11 protein-coding genes and 1 pseudogene are annotated in these 15,862 nt (G+C 70.6%); 2 read left to right on the forward strand and 10 right to left on the reverse strand.

The features are described from left to right. Positions 1-272: 272 nt before the first annotated feature. Together ACIRA5_RS23320 and ACIRA5_RS23325 are read right to left on the reverse strand one after the other, a co-directional pair. Complete coding sequence (locus ACIRA5_RS23320) at positions 273-1,934, reverse strand: PucR family transcriptional regulator (RefSeq protein ID WP_403693447.1); 1,662 nt, start codon at positions 1,932-1,934, stop codon at positions 273-275. 129 nt (positions 1,935-2,063) lie between these two features. After that, positions 2,064-4,517, reverse strand: a complete 2,454-nt coding sequence (locus tag ACIRA5_RS23325; RefSeq protein ID WP_403693449.1) for an ATP/GTP-binding protein — start codon at positions 4,515-4,517, stop codon at positions 2,064-2,066. Between the two features lie 343 nt (positions 4,518-4,860). Here ACIRA5_RS23325 and gabT point away from each other — a divergent pair, with 343 nt between their 5' ends. Further along, positions 4,861-6,195 (forward strand): 4-aminobutyrate--2-oxoglutarate transaminase, encoded by a 1,335-nt coding sequence (gabT, locus tag ACIRA5_RS23330; RefSeq protein WP_403693450.1) that lies wholly within the window; start codon positions 4,861-4,863, stop codon positions 6,193-6,195. 200 nt (positions 6,196-6,395) lie between these two features. Beyond that, positions 6,396-7,247 carry a phosphatase PAP2 family protein gene (locus ACIRA5_RS23335; RefSeq protein WP_403693451.1) on the forward strand — a complete coding sequence of 284 codons (852 nt, stop codon included), beginning with the start codon at positions 6,396-6,398 and terminating at the stop codon, positions 7,245-7,247. Here ACIRA5_RS23335 and ACIRA5_RS23340 read toward each other — a convergent pair. From ACIRA5_RS23340 to ACIRA5_RS23375, 8 genes and pseudogenes are all read right to left on the reverse strand, one after another. Continuing rightward, positions 7,186-7,398: pseudogene (locus ACIRA5_RS23340) on the reverse strand (chitinase); the annotation flags it as partial. The gene ACIRA5_RS23335 and the pseudogene ACIRA5_RS23340 overlap by 62 nt on opposite strands. A gap of 294 nt (positions 7,399-7,692) precedes the next feature. Next, a complete protein-coding gene (locus ACIRA5_RS23345) occupies positions 7,693-8,145 on the reverse strand; it encodes a hypothetical protein (protein ID WP_403693453.1) in 453 nt (150 codons plus the stop codon). A 175-nt stretch (positions 8,146-8,320) separates the two neighbouring features. Beyond that, on the reverse strand, positions 8,321-9,739 hold the full coding sequence (locus ACIRA5_RS23350; RefSeq protein WP_099943578.1) for an FAD-dependent oxidoreductase: 1,419 nt from the start codon (positions 9,737-9,739) through the stop codon (positions 8,321-8,323). A gap of 72 nt (positions 9,740-9,811) precedes the next feature. After that, entirely contained in the window at positions 9,812-10,612 is an 801-nt protein-coding gene (locus ACIRA5_RS23355; RefSeq protein ID WP_403693454.1) for an ABC transporter permease, read from the reverse strand. Beyond that, positions 10,613-11,536 carry an ABC transporter permease gene (locus tag ACIRA5_RS23360; RefSeq protein WP_403693455.1) on the reverse strand — a complete coding sequence of 308 codons (924 nt, stop codon included), beginning with the start codon at positions 11,534-11,536 and terminating at the stop codon, positions 10,613-10,615. Continuing rightward, on the reverse strand, positions 11,536-12,714 hold the full coding sequence (locus ACIRA5_RS23365) for an ABC transporter ATP-binding protein (protein ID WP_403693457.1): 1,179 nt from the start codon (positions 12,712-12,714) through the stop codon (positions 11,536-11,538). Before ACIRA5_RS23365 ends, ACIRA5_RS23360 begins: the two co-directional genes overlap by 1 nt. Before the next feature lie 164 nt (positions 12,715-12,878). Further along, entirely contained in the window at positions 12,879-14,126 is a 1,248-nt protein-coding gene (locus ACIRA5_RS23370) for a spermidine/putrescine ABC transporter substrate-binding protein (protein WP_403693458.1), read from the reverse strand. A gap of 100 nt (positions 14,127-14,226) precedes the next feature. Next, positions 14,227-15,750: a gamma-aminobutyraldehyde dehydrogenase gene (locus tag ACIRA5_RS23375; protein WP_403693459.1), complete on the reverse strand. Its 1,524-nt coding sequence runs from the start codon at positions 15,748-15,750 to the stop codon at positions 14,227-14,229. Positions 15,751-15,862 lie beyond the last annotated feature (112 nt).

A 15,862-nucleotide genomic window follows, 5' to 3' on the forward strand; every position in this document is an offset into this window, starting at 1 on the left:
ACCGCCGCCCCGCAACCAAACACATCCCAGCCGACAAGGCACTCGGGGCGCAGCCCCGCCCCAAGGGCGCGAGGAACTGCGCGACCAGCCACCGCCGCCCCGCAACCAAACACATCCCAGCCGACAAGGCACTCGGGGCGCAGCCCCGCCCCAAGGGCGCGAGGAACTGCGCGACCAGCCACCGCCAGGCCGCGGACGAAGAACCCGGGGGCCTGGGGGCGGAGCCCCCCAGGTCGGCGGCAGCCCGCGGGCGAGGAACCCACCCGGGGTTCCTACTCCCCCGCCGCCGCCGTCGCCTTCAGTGCCAGCCAAAGTTCCATGCGGACGTCGGGGTCGTCGAGGGAGCGTCCGAGGATCTCCTCGACGCGTCGCATCCGATAACGCAGGGTGTGCCGGTGCACACCCAGGTCGGCGGCGGCGGCGTCCCACTGACCGTGCCGGGACAGCCACGCCCGCAGCGAGGCGACCAGATCCCCCCGCCCGGTGGCGTCGTGCTCGTTCAGCGGGCGGAGCAACCCGTCCGCGAACGCCCGCACCGCGTCATCGGCGAGCAACGGCAGCACGGACCCCGCGGCCAGCTCCTCGTGCTCGACCAGCGACCGCCCCCGCCGCCGGGCCACGGACAACGCCTGCTCGGCCTGCTTGTACGCGGCGGCCGCGGCGATCGGCCCGGCGGGGGCCGACAGTCCGACGACCAGTTCGTCCTCGTCGCCCACGGGCTGCTCCCGGGTGGCGATCCGCGCGGCGTCCAGCGCGGCCGCGTACTCCCCGCACGCCGTCACCGCCGCGCCTCCGTCCACGGCGAGCACGACCAGCCGCTCCCCGTCGGGCACGACGAGCACGGACTCACCGGAGCGGGCGGCGGCGGACTCGACGATCTCGGCGAGCCCGCCGAGCGGGTCGCCGTTCGTCGGGTCCGGCACCACGACGGGCGCCTTGGACGGCTTCGCGGCGGCCACGCGCGCGTGCCCGTCCGCGTGCGCCCGCGCCGCCGAGGCGGACGCCGACTCGGCGAGGATCAGCCGGAAGGGCGCGTCGAGCAGTTCCCCGTAGAGGTCTCCGGCCACGGTGCGCGCGTGCTCGGGCTGCCCGGCGAGCAGCATGCGCAGCACCGCCGCCCCGATGCGCTGCTCGGCGGCGTGCAACGACCGTGAGCGTTCGGTGGTCAGGGTCAGCAGTGCGATCGCGGAGTGCACGGCGTAGCGCTCGGCGGTGCCGAGGGCGGCGGCCGTTCCGACGGCGAGCGCGGCGCGAGGGCGGCGGCCGGTGCCGAGGGAGTGGAGTTCCACGCGGTCCTCGCCGCCGACGACGGAGCTGGCGGGCGCGGGGCGCTCACGCAGCCGCTCCACGTCGGGGGTGATGCGTGCGGCCCGCCGCCCGGCCCACTCGGGCGCGGTGGCGACGACGGCGCCGGACGCGTCGTACAGGGCCGCCCAGCCGTCCACCTGTCCTGCGAGCGCCGACAGCAGCCCCTCGGGACCGTCGTTCAGGGCCTGCTTCGTCAGTTCGCGCTGCGCGGCGAAGCCCGCCGTCACGGCCCGGTACTGGTCCGCGGCGATCGCGGCCGACACCGCCTTGCTGATGGCCAGGAAGGGGGTGCGGCGGGGGACCTCCAGGAGCGGCAGGCCCTCTTCCTCCGCTGCGTCGACCAGGGCCTTCGGGATCTCGTCGTAGGTGACCCCGACGGCGAAGCCGAGCCCGACGACGCCGGCTCCCACCAGCCGCTTCACATAGCGCCGCATGACGTCCGGATCCTCCGCGTCCAGCTGGAGCGCGGTGATCAGCAGCAGTTCCCCGCCCTCCATGTACGGCACGGGGTCGGCGAGCTCGCTGACGTGGGCCCAGCGGACGGGTACGTCCAGACGGTCCTCGCCCGCCCGCACGGTCAGTTTGAGCGCGGAGTGGTGGACGATCGAGGCGAGCGTGGGGCGCATGGGACCTTCAGGTCTTCACAGGATCTTCGACGGTCACGGGCAGTGTGATCTTTTGGCCGCAACGTATGAACGACCTATGTCGATTCTGCCTCACCGTACGGTCAGCCGGTGACCTTGTGTCCAGACGTGCTAGCTCCGTAGATCCACCAGCAACGGCGGCGCGTGTTCTCCGCCCACCGTGGTGAGCGACAGCACCGCGTGTCCCGGGGGGACCTCGTGCGCCAGCTCGGACGCCGACCAACGCTCCCGCTCGACCTTCCTTATGGTCACCGCGTCCGTGGTGACGGCCTTTCCGGTGACCAGCTTGCGCAGGGCGTGGATGGCCCGGGTCATCGGCTGGTCCGCGAAGACGGTGTGCTTGGCCACGTCACGGGTCTCGACCCACTCCGTGCCCCAGGCGTGGGCGAAGCGGCTGCCGTCCCAGGTCGTGACGCCGGAGAACGCCATCCGGCAGCCCACGGCCCCGTACAGCGGCCCGTGCAGCGCCTCGGGGATGTCGCCGATCGTGCGCAGGGCGAGCACCACCCCCGCGTTCTGGGAGCGCAGGCGCTGGATGCGGCGTACGGAGTCGGGGGTCAGCGTTCCGGTGGCGTCGTCGAGGACCAGGCAGACGAAGTGCGGGCGCTCGCCGCCGCGTACGACGGCGGTGAACTGGGCCAGTACGAGCCGGGCGAGCAGCCGGGCGGCCTCCTCGTGTCCGTGCTCGGGCAGGTCGATCCGTACCCGCAGCGGGTGGTGGGCCACGGCGCGCAGTGAGAAGGCGCGGGTGGCGCCGCCCGCGCCGAAGAAGTCGGCGAAGGCCGGCCGGTCCAGGAGCGCCAGCCGGTCGGCGAGCGCCGGACCCGCGTCGGCCGGGCTGCCGACCTGCCGCATACGGGCTTCCAGTTCGCGGCGCATCCCGGCGTGCTGCGGCCCGGAGAGGGCTTCGTGCAGGGCGGTCAGGGCCTCCGGTACGCCCTCCAGGAGTTCCCGCAGGACGGGCATGGGCGGGAACGTGCCGTGCACCGCCCGGTAGGGGCCGAGGAGTTGGGCGAGCGCGGTGGTGGCCCGTTGGCCGGCCACCGCGTCGAGGTCCCCGGCCAGCCCTTCGGCGAGGAAGGAGGCCGCTTCGTCGGGGTCGTCTGAGTCCGCGTACAGATCGAGGTCGTGGACGGAGGCGGGGTCGCCGATCTTCACCACGACGTCGAAGGCCGAGTCCGGGCCGAGCGGCGTCCCGGCGGCGGCGACCGCGACGACGGCGCACCGCCCGGTGAGCGCCTGCAGGGCGAGCGACTCGACGACGGGTCCGACCAGGTGCCGGGTCTTCCCGGAGCCGGACGGCCCGACGGCGAGCAGGGAGGTGCCCAGGGCCTCCGGATCGAGGGCCGCGCCCCCGCCGTCGTAGGCCTGCGGGGTACGGTCCCCGGTCGTCCACCGCCCGATGCGCACCTGTCCCACGAGCACGTCGTGCGCCGCGGTGCGCGCGGGCAGGTCCCGGGCCCCGGAGGGATGCGTCCAGGCCGCCCCGCCCCGTCGCAGCACGGTGTCGACGAAGGCGGCCAGGCGCGTGGCGTCCCACTTCGCCGTGGTCCACGCGCGCCGCACCCGGGCGCAGTCCACGTCGTTCATCCGGCCGCCGAGCACTTCGGCGGTGAGCAGGTCCGCCGCCTCGTGCTGTCCGGCGTCACGGAGTTCGGGCCACTGGGCGGCGGTCAGGTCCGGAGCGAACTTCGCGGTGCCGGCCTCCTGTGCCTCGTTGCGCGCGGCCCGGGCGGCGAGCCACTCCCTGGCATATCTGCGCCAGGCGCCGATCCGCGCGAACGGCCACACGACGAGCAGGGTGATCAGCGTGTAGAGCCCGTCGGTGATCAGCTGCGACTGGAACACGTCGTAGCCGCCGGAGACCAGGGCGACGAGGGAGAACAGCGGGGCGACGACCGGCAGAGCGTCCCAGCCGACCCCGGGGAAGGCGTTCGGGAAGACGAACGTCAGGGCGATCAGTGCGCCGAGCGCGGCGAGGGCGGCGCGCAGGGGCTGGGGCCGGGCGGTGACGTAGTGGCCGACGACCTCGGGCCAGCTCCCCAGCCGGCCCATGGTGTACACCAGCACGCCGAAGAAGACCCCGTTGTAGACCTCGATGGCCTCCGCCCCCTGCCACACCTTGGGCGAGGTGGTGCCGCTCCACCACCAGTCGTCCGGTGTGAACACCTTCAGCACGACCCACATGTAGGGGACGCTGCCGTGGCGCCACAGCGACCAGACGACGAGTGCCACCACGAGCGGGACGGCGAGCCCGACGATCGTGACCGGCGAGAGCCGCTCCCGCCCCTTCGAGGGGCGACGCACACGGTATCCGTACCGCCAGATCCCGGGTCCGGCGGCGGGTCGCGGCTTGTCGAGCCAGTCGGCGACGGTGGGCCGGGGGGCCGGGGACTGCTCCGGCACGGAGGGCAGACCCGCGGGTCGTGGCGGTGTCCCCCTCGGTACCGGGGGTACTCCGGGTGGCGGAAACGCGGGTGCCCTACCGGGTGGCGGCGGCACGGCGGGTCCCGGCACGGCACCGGTAGGCCCGCCCCGCGCGTCCTGCGTCCCGTCGCTGTCCATCGCCCTGCCCCCTGACCAGCCGCTCCGTGCTTCGTCCGCGAGTCAATCTAGTGCCCCTGCGGGGGGAGTTCACCGTTTACGCGGCCAGGTCCGCGCCTTGCCCGGGCGGAGCGGCGACGGTCCGGCGACAAACCGGAGAGGGACCGGGAGCATCGGTCCCTCTCCCCTCTATGTCCACCGCGGACAACGGATTCCTCCGACAACGCCCACATGGAGCATGCCGACCCTCCGTTCCCGGCCCTAGCCTGCGAAGAAAGAAGTCAAGAGTCCGAAAACACCCCGCCCGGCACACCCCGTCCGCCGCGGGGACCGTCCGGTTCGCAAGATCATCAGGGAGCCCCTCATGACCGCACTTCCGCAGGAGCGCCGCGTCGTCACCGCCATCCCCGGCCCGAAGTCGCAGGAACTGCAGGCCCGACGCACCGCCGCGGTCGCGGCCGGTGTGGGTTCGGTGCTCCCCGTCTTCACCACGCGCGCCGGCGGCGGCATCATCGAGGACGTGGACGGCAACCGTCTGATCGACTTCGGCTCCGGCATCGCCGTGACCTCCGTCGGCGCGAGCGCGGAGGCCGTCGTGCGCCGCGCCTCCGCGCAGCTCCAGGACTTCACCCACACCTGTTTCATGGTCACGCCGTACGAGGGCTACGTCGCCGTCGCGGAGGCGCTGGCCGAGCTGACTCCCGGTGACCACGCCAAGAAGTCGGCCCTGTTCAACTCGGGCGCCGAGGCCGTCGAGAACGCCGTCAAGATCGCCCGTGCGTACACCAAGCGCCAGGCCGTCGTCGTCTTCGACCACGGCTACCACGGCCGTACGAACCTCACGATGGCGCTGACCGCCAAGAACATGCCGTACAAGCACGGTTTCGGCCCGTTCGCGCCCGAGGTCTACCGGGTGCCGGTGGCGTACGGCTACCGCTGGCTGACCGGTCCGCAGAACGCCGGCGCCGAGGCGTCCGCCCAGGCGATCGACATGATCAACAAGCAGGTCGGCGCCGACAACGTCGCCGCGATCATCATCGAGCCGGTGCTCGGCGAGGGCGGCTTCATCGAGCCCGCGAAGGGCTTCCTTCCCGCCATCAGCAAGTTCGCCAAGGACAACGGCATCGTCTTCGTCGCGGACGAGATCCAGTCCGGCTTCTGCCGCACCGGCCAGTGGTTCGCGTGCGAGGACGAGGGCATCGTCCCGGACCTGATCACCACCGCCAAGGGCATCGCGGGCGGTCTGCCGCTCGCCGCCGTGACCGGCCGCGCCGAGATCATGGACGCCGCGCACGCGGGCGGCCTGGGCGGCACCTACGGCGGCAACCCGGTGGCCTGCGCGGGCGCGCTCGGTGCGATCGAGACGATGAAGGAGCTCGACCTCAACGCCAAGGCGAAGAACATCGAGGCCGTCATGAAGGCCCGGCTCGGCGCGATGGCCGAGAAGTTCGACGTCATCGGCGACGTCCGTGGCCGTGGCGGCATGATCGCCATCGAGCTGGTCAAGGACCGCGCCACCAAGGAGCCGAACCCCGAGGCGACCGCCGCGCTGGCCAAGGCCTGCCACCAGGAGGGCCTGCTGGTCCTGACCTGTGGCACTTACGGCAACGTCCTCCGCTTCCTGCCGCCGCTGGTCATCGGCGAGGACCTGCTGAACGAGGGCCTCGACATCATCGAGCAGGCCTTCGCCCGTATCTGACGCCCCACCCGCCCCAGCCCCGGACCCAGGACGGCCGCCCCGCGCGGATTCCGCTTGGTTCCGGGGCTGCGGCGACCGGGGTCAGAGCGTGTGAAGAACGTGTGCGAGGTGCATGACGGGACGCGATTGCGTCTGTCGGAGCCGGATCCCCTGCCGTAGGTTCTACCCAGATGAGAGATACACCCCGCCCACAGGGGACTGTGGGTGACACCGGGTCGAGGCCTCCCCAGCTTCGCCCTGGTCGTGCCCTCGCGCACACACCCGGAGCTTCCGGCTCCGGATCTCCTCACCGATCGGACAGTCGCTCGCCCCAAACCCCCCGGGGCGCGCGACGACCCGATCTGGACGGCCGTCTCGGAACTACCCCCCCTGTTCCGGGGCGGCCGACCTTCCTCCTCGGGCGTCCCGGACTTCTCGGCTTCCTCGGCCTTCCGGCCCTCCTCTTCGCGCTGATCACCTGGCAGGTCGCGGCCCACGGCCCCCTCGCCCGCGCGGACGAACGCCTCAGCGACCGTCTCGTCCACCCCGACCGCGTCTCCGAACTGCTGGCCGACCTGGGCAATGTCACCGTCGCGGTGCCGGTCCTGGCCGTCGTGCTGGGGTACGCGGCGTGGCGGGCCCGCGCGGCCGGGCGGGAGCGCTGGTGGCTGCCGTCCCTCGTGACGGCGGCCTTGATGGCGGTCGTACCGGCATTGATCGTGCCTTTGAAAGAACTGGTCGCCCGGCCGGGCCCACCGGTCATGGGCCCGGGCACGGGCTTCTATCCCTCGGGTCACACCGCCACCGCCGTCATCGCGTACGGCGGTGCGGCCCTGGTGCTGATTCCGTGGCTGCGGGGCGCCGGGGCCCGACGTGCCCTGCTCGTCGGCTGTCTCGCCCTGAACCTGGGTGTCGCCTTCGGTCTGATCCGGCGGGGCTACCACTGGCCGCTGGACGTGGCGGCCAGTTGGTGCCTCTGCGCGGTGCTGCTGCGCTGTCTCTGGCTCCTGCTCAGCCGAAACAGCCGTCGAAGGTCCGCTGGAACTCACAGCTCCCGTAGCGGTCCCAGTTGATCGACCGCGTCATCAGGCCGCGCAGACCCGGCCAGGTGCCGTGGGTCGTGTACGAGCCGCAGTTGGTCTTCCTGGTCAGGCAGTACAGGGTCTTGGTGACCTCGGACGGCGCCACGTAACCGTTGCCCGCGTTCGTCGACGCCGGCATGCCTCGGTGAGCCGGCGGCACTGCTCGGCGAAGCCGGGCGCCGCCCTACGGCCGATGTACCCGTACGCGTGCTGCTCGACGGCGAGGTTCCACACCTACCGGGCGGGCGCGCAGGGGCCGAGCGTGATGCCCGCCTGCTCGCTCGTCGGGTACATCCGGAAACGTGACATGCCACGAAGCCAGCCACCCCTTTCCCCTCCGAATTCAGGAGGGTGGAGCGCGCCGCACTTGGTCCAGACCAATCATCTTGTCAAGACCTTTGGCCGTTACCGGGGTCGCGGGTCGTCCCCGTGGCGGCTATCGACCCTCGTTTCCGGCGATGCCCGCCGCCGCCTCGTGCATGGCCAGTTCCAGCAGCGCGGGATCGGTGAGCGTGCCGGAGCCGTCCGGCGGGATCAGCCAGCGGACCCCGCCGGTGGTCCGTCCCGGGTAGGGCACCACGATCCACGTACCGCGCCCCGCCGTGCGCACCCCCGTGCCGAGCCAGCGCGCCGCGGTGCCGGGCGGCACGAAGAAACCCATCCGGGCGTCGCCGAAGTCGACGAGCACCGGGCCGAGTTGGTCGATCACCCGGGTCAGCACGTCGAGCGTGGGATAGCCGAGCTCGCCCGGCAGGATCAGTACGTCCCAGAGCCTGCCGGCCGGCAGCAGCGCGACCCCCAGCGGATTGCGCTCCCATTCCCAGCGGCAGGCCTCGGGATCCGGCGCCACGGATGCCAGCCACGCGACCGCCGCCTTGGCCCCTGTCATGGCGGAACCTCCCTCTCTCCTCGTGTCGACGCTGGTCGCGCCACAGAAGGGAGGGAGGTTCGGGCCGGGCATTACGCGGGTTCCGCCACTTGTTGGTGGTGAGCCGGATCACAACGGATGAGCGGGGCGTACGCCTGTGGATCAGCCACGGCGGCGCACGCCCCGCCGGCGCGGCTCAGCTGTCGAAGCCCAGTCCCAGCTTGTCCATCGTCTTCAGCCAGAGATTGCGCCGCCCGCCGTGCGCGTCCGCCCGCGCCAGCGACCACTTGGTGAGCGCGATGCCGGTCCAGGCGAAGGGCTCGGGCGGGAACGGCAGGGGCTTCTTGCGGACCATCTCCAGCTCCGTGCGCTCGGTGCGCTCCCCCGCCAGCAGGTCGAGCATCACGTCCGCGCCGAACCGGGTCGCGCCCACGCCCAGGCCCGTATAGCCGGCCGCGTACGCGACCTTTCCGTGGTGCGCCGTGCCGAAGAAGGCCGAGAAGCGCGAGCAGGTGTCGATCGCGCCGCCCCAGGCGTGGGTGAAGCGGACGCCCTCCAGCTGCGGGAAGCAGGTGAAGAAGTGCCCGGCGAGCTTCGCGTACGTCTCCGGGCGGTCGTCGTACTCGGCGCGCACCCGGCCGCCGTACGGGTAGATCGCGTCGTAACCGCCCCACAGGACGCGGTTGTCGGCGGAGAGCCGGAAGTAGTGGAACTGGTTCGCCGAGTCCCCGAGGCCCTGCCGGTTCTTCCAGCCGACGGACGCCAGCTGGTCGGCGGTCAGGGGTTCGGTCATCAGCGCGTAGTCGTAGACCGGCACGGTGTACGCGCGCACCCGCTTGACCAGGTTCGGGAAGATATTGGTGGCGAGCGCCACCTTGCGGGCACGGACGGAACCGTACGGGGTGCGTACGGCCATGCCGGCGCCGTACGCCTTCAGGGCGAGCGCGGGCGTGTGTTCGTACACCCGCACCCCGAGCCGCAGGCAGGCCCGCTTGAGGCCCCAGGCGAGCTTGGCGGGGTGGAGCATGGCGACGCCGCGGCGGTCGTGCAGGCCCGCGAGGAAGGTCGGCGAGTCGACCTGTTCGCGGACCGCGTCGGCGTCCAGGAACTCGATGCCGTCCGCCAGGCCCCGCTCCCGCAGTTCCTCGTGCCACTCGCGGAGTTCGGCCGCCTGGTGCGGCTCGGTGGCGACGTCGATCTCGCCGGAGCGCTCGAAGTCGCAGTCGAGGGAGTAGCGGGCGACGGCCGCCTCGATCTCGTCGAGGTTGCGGGCGCCCAGCTCCTCCAGCTTCCTGATCTCGTCCGGCCAGCGGGTGAGTCCGTTGGCCAGGCCGTGGGTCAGGGACGCGGCACAGAAGCCGCCGTTGCGGCCCGAGGCGGCCCAGCCCACCTCGCGGCCCTCCAGGAGCACCACCTCACGCTGCGGGTCGCGCTCCTTGGCGATCAGCGCGGTCCACAGTCCGCTGTAGCCACCGCCGACGACGAGCAGGTCGCAGGTCTCGGCGCCGGTGAGGGCGGGCTCGGGATGGGGCTTGCCGGGGTCGTCCAGCCAGTACGGAACCGGCTGGGCTTCGGAAAGAGACGTGGTCCAACGGGTCATGGCGCTTGGGGCCATGATTTCAACTCCCTACAGCTGAATTACCCACCGAAATTTCCCTGTGGGTTATGCCTTCCACGATGCCTTTTGCTACGCCTTTTGCTTGTTGCGGCGGTTGCTGATGACCATTCCGGCCAGGACGAACAGTACGGCGACGATGAACATGGCCGTACCGATGACGTTGATCTGAACGGGTGTTCCGCGCTGCGCCGAACCCCACACGAACATGGGGAAGGTGACGGTCGAACCCGCGTTGAAGTTGGTGATGATGAAGTCGTCGAAGGAGAGCGCGAAGGCGAGCAGCGCGCCCGCCGCGATGCCGGGGGCCGCGATGGGCAGGGTGACGCGCAGGAACGTCTGCACCGGGCCGGCGTAGAGGTCCTGTGCCGCCTGCTCCAGGCGCGAGTCCATCGACATCACGCGCGCCTTGACGGCCGTCACGACGAAGCTGAGGCAGAACATGATGTGGGCGATCAGGATCGTCCAGAAACCCAGCTGAGCGCCCAGGTTGAGGAACAGGGTGAGCAGCGAGGCGGCCATGACGACCTCGGGCATCGCCATCGGCAGGAAGATCAGCGAGTTCACCGCGCCGCGCGCCCGGAAGCGGTAGCGGACGAGGGCGAAGGCGATCATCGTGCCGAGGATCGTGGCCCCGAGGGTCGCCCAGACGGCGATCTGGAGGCTGATCGAGAGGGAGCCGCACATGTCGGCGACCCCGCACGGATCGCGCCAGGCGTCCAGGGAGAACTGCTGCCACTCGTAGTTGAAGCGCCCCTTCGGTTTGTTGAAGGAGAACACCGTGACGATGACATTGGGCAGCAGCAGATATCCCAGCGTCAGCAGTCCGCCGATGACGACGAGATTCCGCTTGAACCAGCGTACGAAGGCCATTTAGACCAGATCCTCCGTCCCGGACTTGCGGATGTAGAGGGTGACCATGATGAGGATCGCGGCCATGAGGATGAAGGAGAGCGCGGCGGCCGTCGGATAGTCGAGGATCCGCAGGAACTGCGTCTGGATGACGTTGCCGACCATCCGGGTGTCCGTGGAGCCGAGCAGGTCGGCGTTCACGTAGTCACCGCTGGCCGGGATGAAGGTCAGCAGCGTGCCGGAGACCACGCCGGGCATCGACAGCGGGAAGGTGACCTTGCGGAAGGTCGTGAACGGCTTCGCGTACAGGTCGCCCGCCGCCTCGTGGAGGCGTCCGTCGATGCGCTCCAGCGAGGTGTAGAGCGGCAGGATCATGAAGGGCAGGAAGTTGTACGTGAGGCCGCAGACCACCGCCAGGGGTGTGGCCAGGACGCGGTCGCCCGAGGTGAAGCCGAGCCAGTTGGTGACGTCCAGGACGTGCAGGGTGTTGAGGGTGCCGACGACCGGGCCGCCGTCCGCGAGGATCGTCTTCCAGGCGAGCGTGCGGATCAGGAAGCTGGTGAAGAACGGCGCGATGACCAGGATCAGCACGACATTGCGCCAGCGGCCCGCACGGAAGGCGATCAGATACGCCAGCGGGTAGCCGAGCACCAGGCACAGGATCGTCGCGGCGCCCGCGTACAGCACCGAACGCAGGAACTGGGGCCAGTAGTCGGCCAGCGCGTTCCAGTACGTCTGGAAGTGCCAGGTGACCTTGAAGCCCTGCTCCAGGGAGCCCGTCTGCACGGACGTGGAGGCCTGGTAGACCATCGGCAGCGCGAAGAAGATCAGCAGCCAGAGGATGCCGGGCAGGAGCAGCCAGTACGGGACGAGACGGCCGCGCTTGCGGGGCGGCTTCTTGTCGGGCTGCGGCGCGAGGAGTGGCGCCTCGGTGACGCTGGCCATCAGGCGGCCACCCCCTCTTCTGGCTCCACCGATTCCACGCCGGCGTCGCCGGTCGTCCCAGCAAGCGGGGACTGCGCCGCGTCGAGGCCGAAGGTGTGCGCCGGGCTCCAGTGCAGGACCACCTCGGCGCCGGGGGTGAGCCGGACGTCGCGGTCGATGTTCTGGGAGTAGACCTCGAACTCGGGGCAGACGGCGCTGTCGATGACGTACTGAGTGGAGACGCCGATGAAGCTGGAGTCGGCGATCCTGCCGGTGATCCGGTTGCGGCCGGCCGGTATCTCGCCCGCGTCGTCGACGTGCGTGAGCGATATCTTCTCGGGGCGGACACCGACCAGGACCTTGCCGCCGGTCGTCGTGGGCGCCGAACATCGCGCCTGCGGCAGCACCAGCTTGCCGCCGCCCGCCGCCAGGACGACGTCGTCGCCGTCCTTGCCGTCGACGGCGGCCTCGATGAGGTTCGAGGTGCCGAGGAAGTTGGCGACGAACGTGGTCTGCGGGTTCTCGTAGAGGTCGGCGGGGGCGCCGAGTTGCTCGACGCGGCCCGCGTTCATCACGGCGACCGTGTCGGCCATCGTCATGGCCTCCTCCTGGTCGTGCGTGACGTGCACGAAGGTGATGCCGACCTCGGTCTGGATGCGCTTGAGCTCCAGCTGCATCTGACGGCGCAGCTTGAGGTCGAGAGCGCCGAGCGGTTCGTCGAGGAGCAGCACCTTGGGGTGGTTGATCAGGGCACGGGCCACGGCGACGCGCTGCTGCTGGCCGCCGGAGAGCTGGTGCGGCTTCTTGCGGGCCTGCTCGCCGAGTTGGACGAGGTCCAGCATGTCCTCGACCTGCTTCTTCACCGACTTGATGCCGCGCCGGCGCAGACCGAAGGCGACGTTCTCGAAGATGTCGAGGTGCGGGAAGAGCGCATAGGACTGGAAGACGGTGTTCACCGGCCGCTTGTACGGGGGCAGGTGGGTCACTTCCTGGTCGCCGAGGAAGACGGTGCCGGAGGAAGGTTCCTCCAGGCCCGCGATCATCCGCAGGGTGGTGGTCTTGCCGCAGCCCGACGCCCCGAGAAGGGCGAAGAAGGAGCCTTCGGGGACGGTCAGGTCGAGCGGTTGGACGGCCGTGAAGGAGCCGTACGTCTTGCTGATCCCGGAGAGGCGGACGTCGCCGCCGTTGTCTGTCGTCATGGTGTGGTCCCTGGATGTCGGGGTCGTAGGGGTGTCCGGGGCGGACTGCGGTCGCTGCGCCGGTCGGGGGCCGCGCGGCGGAGCCGGCGCAGGTCTCCTCGGAACCCGGACAACCGCCCGGGCGGCCCGGCCGGACCACCACCACCGCTCAGCCGCCGGAGGCGTCACGCCCCGGTGAGCTTGGCGAACTTCTCTTCGTAGGCCGTCTCTTCCTTCTGCGTCAGGGAGCGGAAGGCGTGGGACTTCGCGGCCATGGCCTTGTCGGGGATGATCAGCGGGTTGTCCGCCGCCGACTTGTCGATCTTCGCAAGCTCGTCCTTGACCCCGTCGACGGGACAGACGTAGTTGATGTACGCGGCGAGCTGTGCGGCCGGAGCGGGCTCGTAGTAGTAGTCCATGAGCCGTTCGGCGTTCGTCTTGTGACGGGCCTTGTTGGGGATCAGCATGTTGTCCGTGGACGTCAGATAGCCGCTGTCCGGGATGACGAAGTCCACGTCCGGGCTGTCCGCCTTGAGCTGGACGATGTCGCCCGCCCAGGCGACACAGGCCGCGAGGTCGCCCTTGGTGAGGTCGGACGTGTAGTCGTTGCCGGTGAAGCGGCGTATCTGGCCCTTGTCGACGGCCTTCTGGAGACGGGCGATCGCCGCGTCGAAGTCGTCGTCGGTGAACTTCTCCGGGTCCTTGCCCATGTCGAGCAGCGTCATGCCCATGCTGTCACGCATCTCCGAGAGGAAGCCGACGCGCCCCTTGAGCTTGGGGTTGTCGAGCAGGTCGGAGACCGACTTCACCTCGATGCCGTTCAACGCCTTCTTGTTGAAGGCGATGACGGTCGAGATGCCCTGCCAGGGGTAGGAGTAGGCGCGTCCCGGGTCCCAGTCGGGGCTCCGGAACTGGGCCGACAGGTTGGCGTACGCGTGCGGCAGGTTGGAGGCGTTCAGCTTCTGCACCCAGCCGAAGCGGATCAGCCGGGCGGCCAGCCAGTCGGTGACCACGATCAGGTCGCGCCCGGTGTCCTGGCCCGCGGCGAGCTGCGGCTTGATCTTGCCGAAGAACTCGACGTTGTCGTTGATGTCCTCGGTGTACTTGACCGAGATGCCGGTGCGCTTGGTGAACGCGTCGAGCGTCGGGTGGTGCTTCCCGCTGTCGTCGACGTCCATGTACTCGGTCCAGTTGGAGAAGTGGATCGTCTTCTCCTTGGCCGAGTGGTCCTCGGCGGACACGCCGCCCTGGGTCTTGCCCGCGGCCGGGATCCCGCAGGCGCTCAGGGCGCCGAGCCCGCCGACGGCGAGCGCGCCGCCCGCGGAGGCGCGCAGCAGCGAGCGGCGGCTGAGCGCGGCCCTGCCGTTCCTGAAACTGCGCCGCATGGCGGCCACTTGGGCCGGGGAGAGGCGGTCGGGCTCGTACTGCTCCATGCTCGTGATGCCCTTTCGGAAGGGTCGCGGCCGTGGTCTCGCGGCCTGGTCTGCCACTCGGCGATAGTCGGAAGCCGACGCGCGGCCGACTCCGGATCGACTAGGACCGGTCCCCGAAGATCGTGCGGTGCCAGTCCTTCCTGGCGACCGCGGTGTTGTCGAACATGACGTGCTTGATCTGGGTGTACTCCTCGAAGGAGTACGCCGACATGTCCTTGCCGAAGCCGGACGCCTTGTAACCGCCGTGCGGCATCTCGCTGATGATCGGAATGTGGTCGTTGACCCATACACAGCCCGCCTTGATCTCGCGGGTCGCACGGTTGGCCCGGTACACGTCCCGGCTCCACGCGGAGGCGGCGAGACCGTACGGAGTGTCGTTGGCGAGCCGGATTCCCTCGTCGTCGCTGTCGAAGGGGAGCACCACCAGGACGGGTCCGAAGATCTCGGACTGCACGATCTCGCTGTCCTGAGGAGCGTCGGCGACGAGCGTGGGCCGGTAGAAGGCGCCGTCCTTGAGCTCTTCGGGGATCTCTCCGCCGGTCACCACGCGCGCGTAGCCGCGGGCCCGGTCGACGAATCCGGCCACGCGGTCGCGCTGGGCGTGCGAGATCAGCGGGCCGAGGTCGGTGCCGGACGCGAACGGGTCGCCGAGGCGGACGCTCGCCATCAGGGCGGCCGTCCTGGACACGAACTCTTCGTAGAGGGGCCTTTGTACGTACGCGCGCGTGGCGGCGGTGCAGTCCTGCCCGCTGTTGATGAGCGAGCCCGCGACCGCGCCGTTCACGGCGGCGTCCAGGTCCGCGTCGTCGAAGACCACGAAGGGGGCCTTGCCGCCCAGTTCCAGATGGAGTCGCTTGACGGTCGAGGTGGCGATCTCGGCGACGCGCTTGCCGACCGCGGTGGACCCGGTGAAGGAGGTCATCGCCACGTCGGGGTGGCCGACGAGGTGCTCGCCGGCGTCCCGGCCGGCCCCGGTGACGATGTTGATCACGCCGTCCGGGATGCCCGCCGCGGTGGCGGCCTCGGCGAAGAGGAGCGAGGTCAGCGGGGTCAGTTCGGCGGGCTTCAGCACGATCGTGTTGCCCGCGGCGATCGCCGGGAGGATCTTCCATGCGGCCATCTGGAGGGGGTAGTTCCAGGGTGCGATGGAGCCGACGACACCGATGGGCTCGCGACGTACGTACGAGGTGTGGTCGCCGGAGTACTCGCCCGCGGACTGCCCTTGCAGATGCCGGGCCGCGCCCGCGAAGAAGGCGATGTTGTCGATGGTGCCGGGCACGTCGAACTCGCGGGTCAGCTTGAGGGGCTTTCCGCACTGGAGCGACTCCGCCCGGGCGAACTCCTCGGCGCGGTCGGCGAGTACGGCGGCGAAGCGGTGCAGGGCGTCCGAGCGCTCGCCGGGGGTGGCGCCCGCCCAGCCGGGGAACGCCTCGAGGGCGGCGGCGACGGCCGCGTCCACGTCGACGGTGCTCGCCAGCTCGTACGTGTAGACCTCGTCGCCGGTGGCGGGGTCGACGACCGCGTGCGTACGGCCCGAGGTGCCCTTGGTCAGCCGGCCCGCGATGTACTGCGCGCCGTCCGCGAAATGGTCCTGCGCCTGGAAGCGATGGCCCGGATTGTGCATGTCGCTCTCCTCCGCCGTTCTCCCCGCTGCCGCGGGGGTGGGCGTAGCTCCAGCTCGATTTGAGTGCCGATCCTGACAGAGCAAAGGGACTCCAACAAGTGATTCCGTTGTT

This window comes from Streptomyces sp. NPDC096311, from assembly GCF_044763085.1.
Taxonomy (GTDB): domain Bacteria; phylum Actinomycetota; class Actinomycetes; order Streptomycetales; family Streptomycetaceae; genus Streptomyces.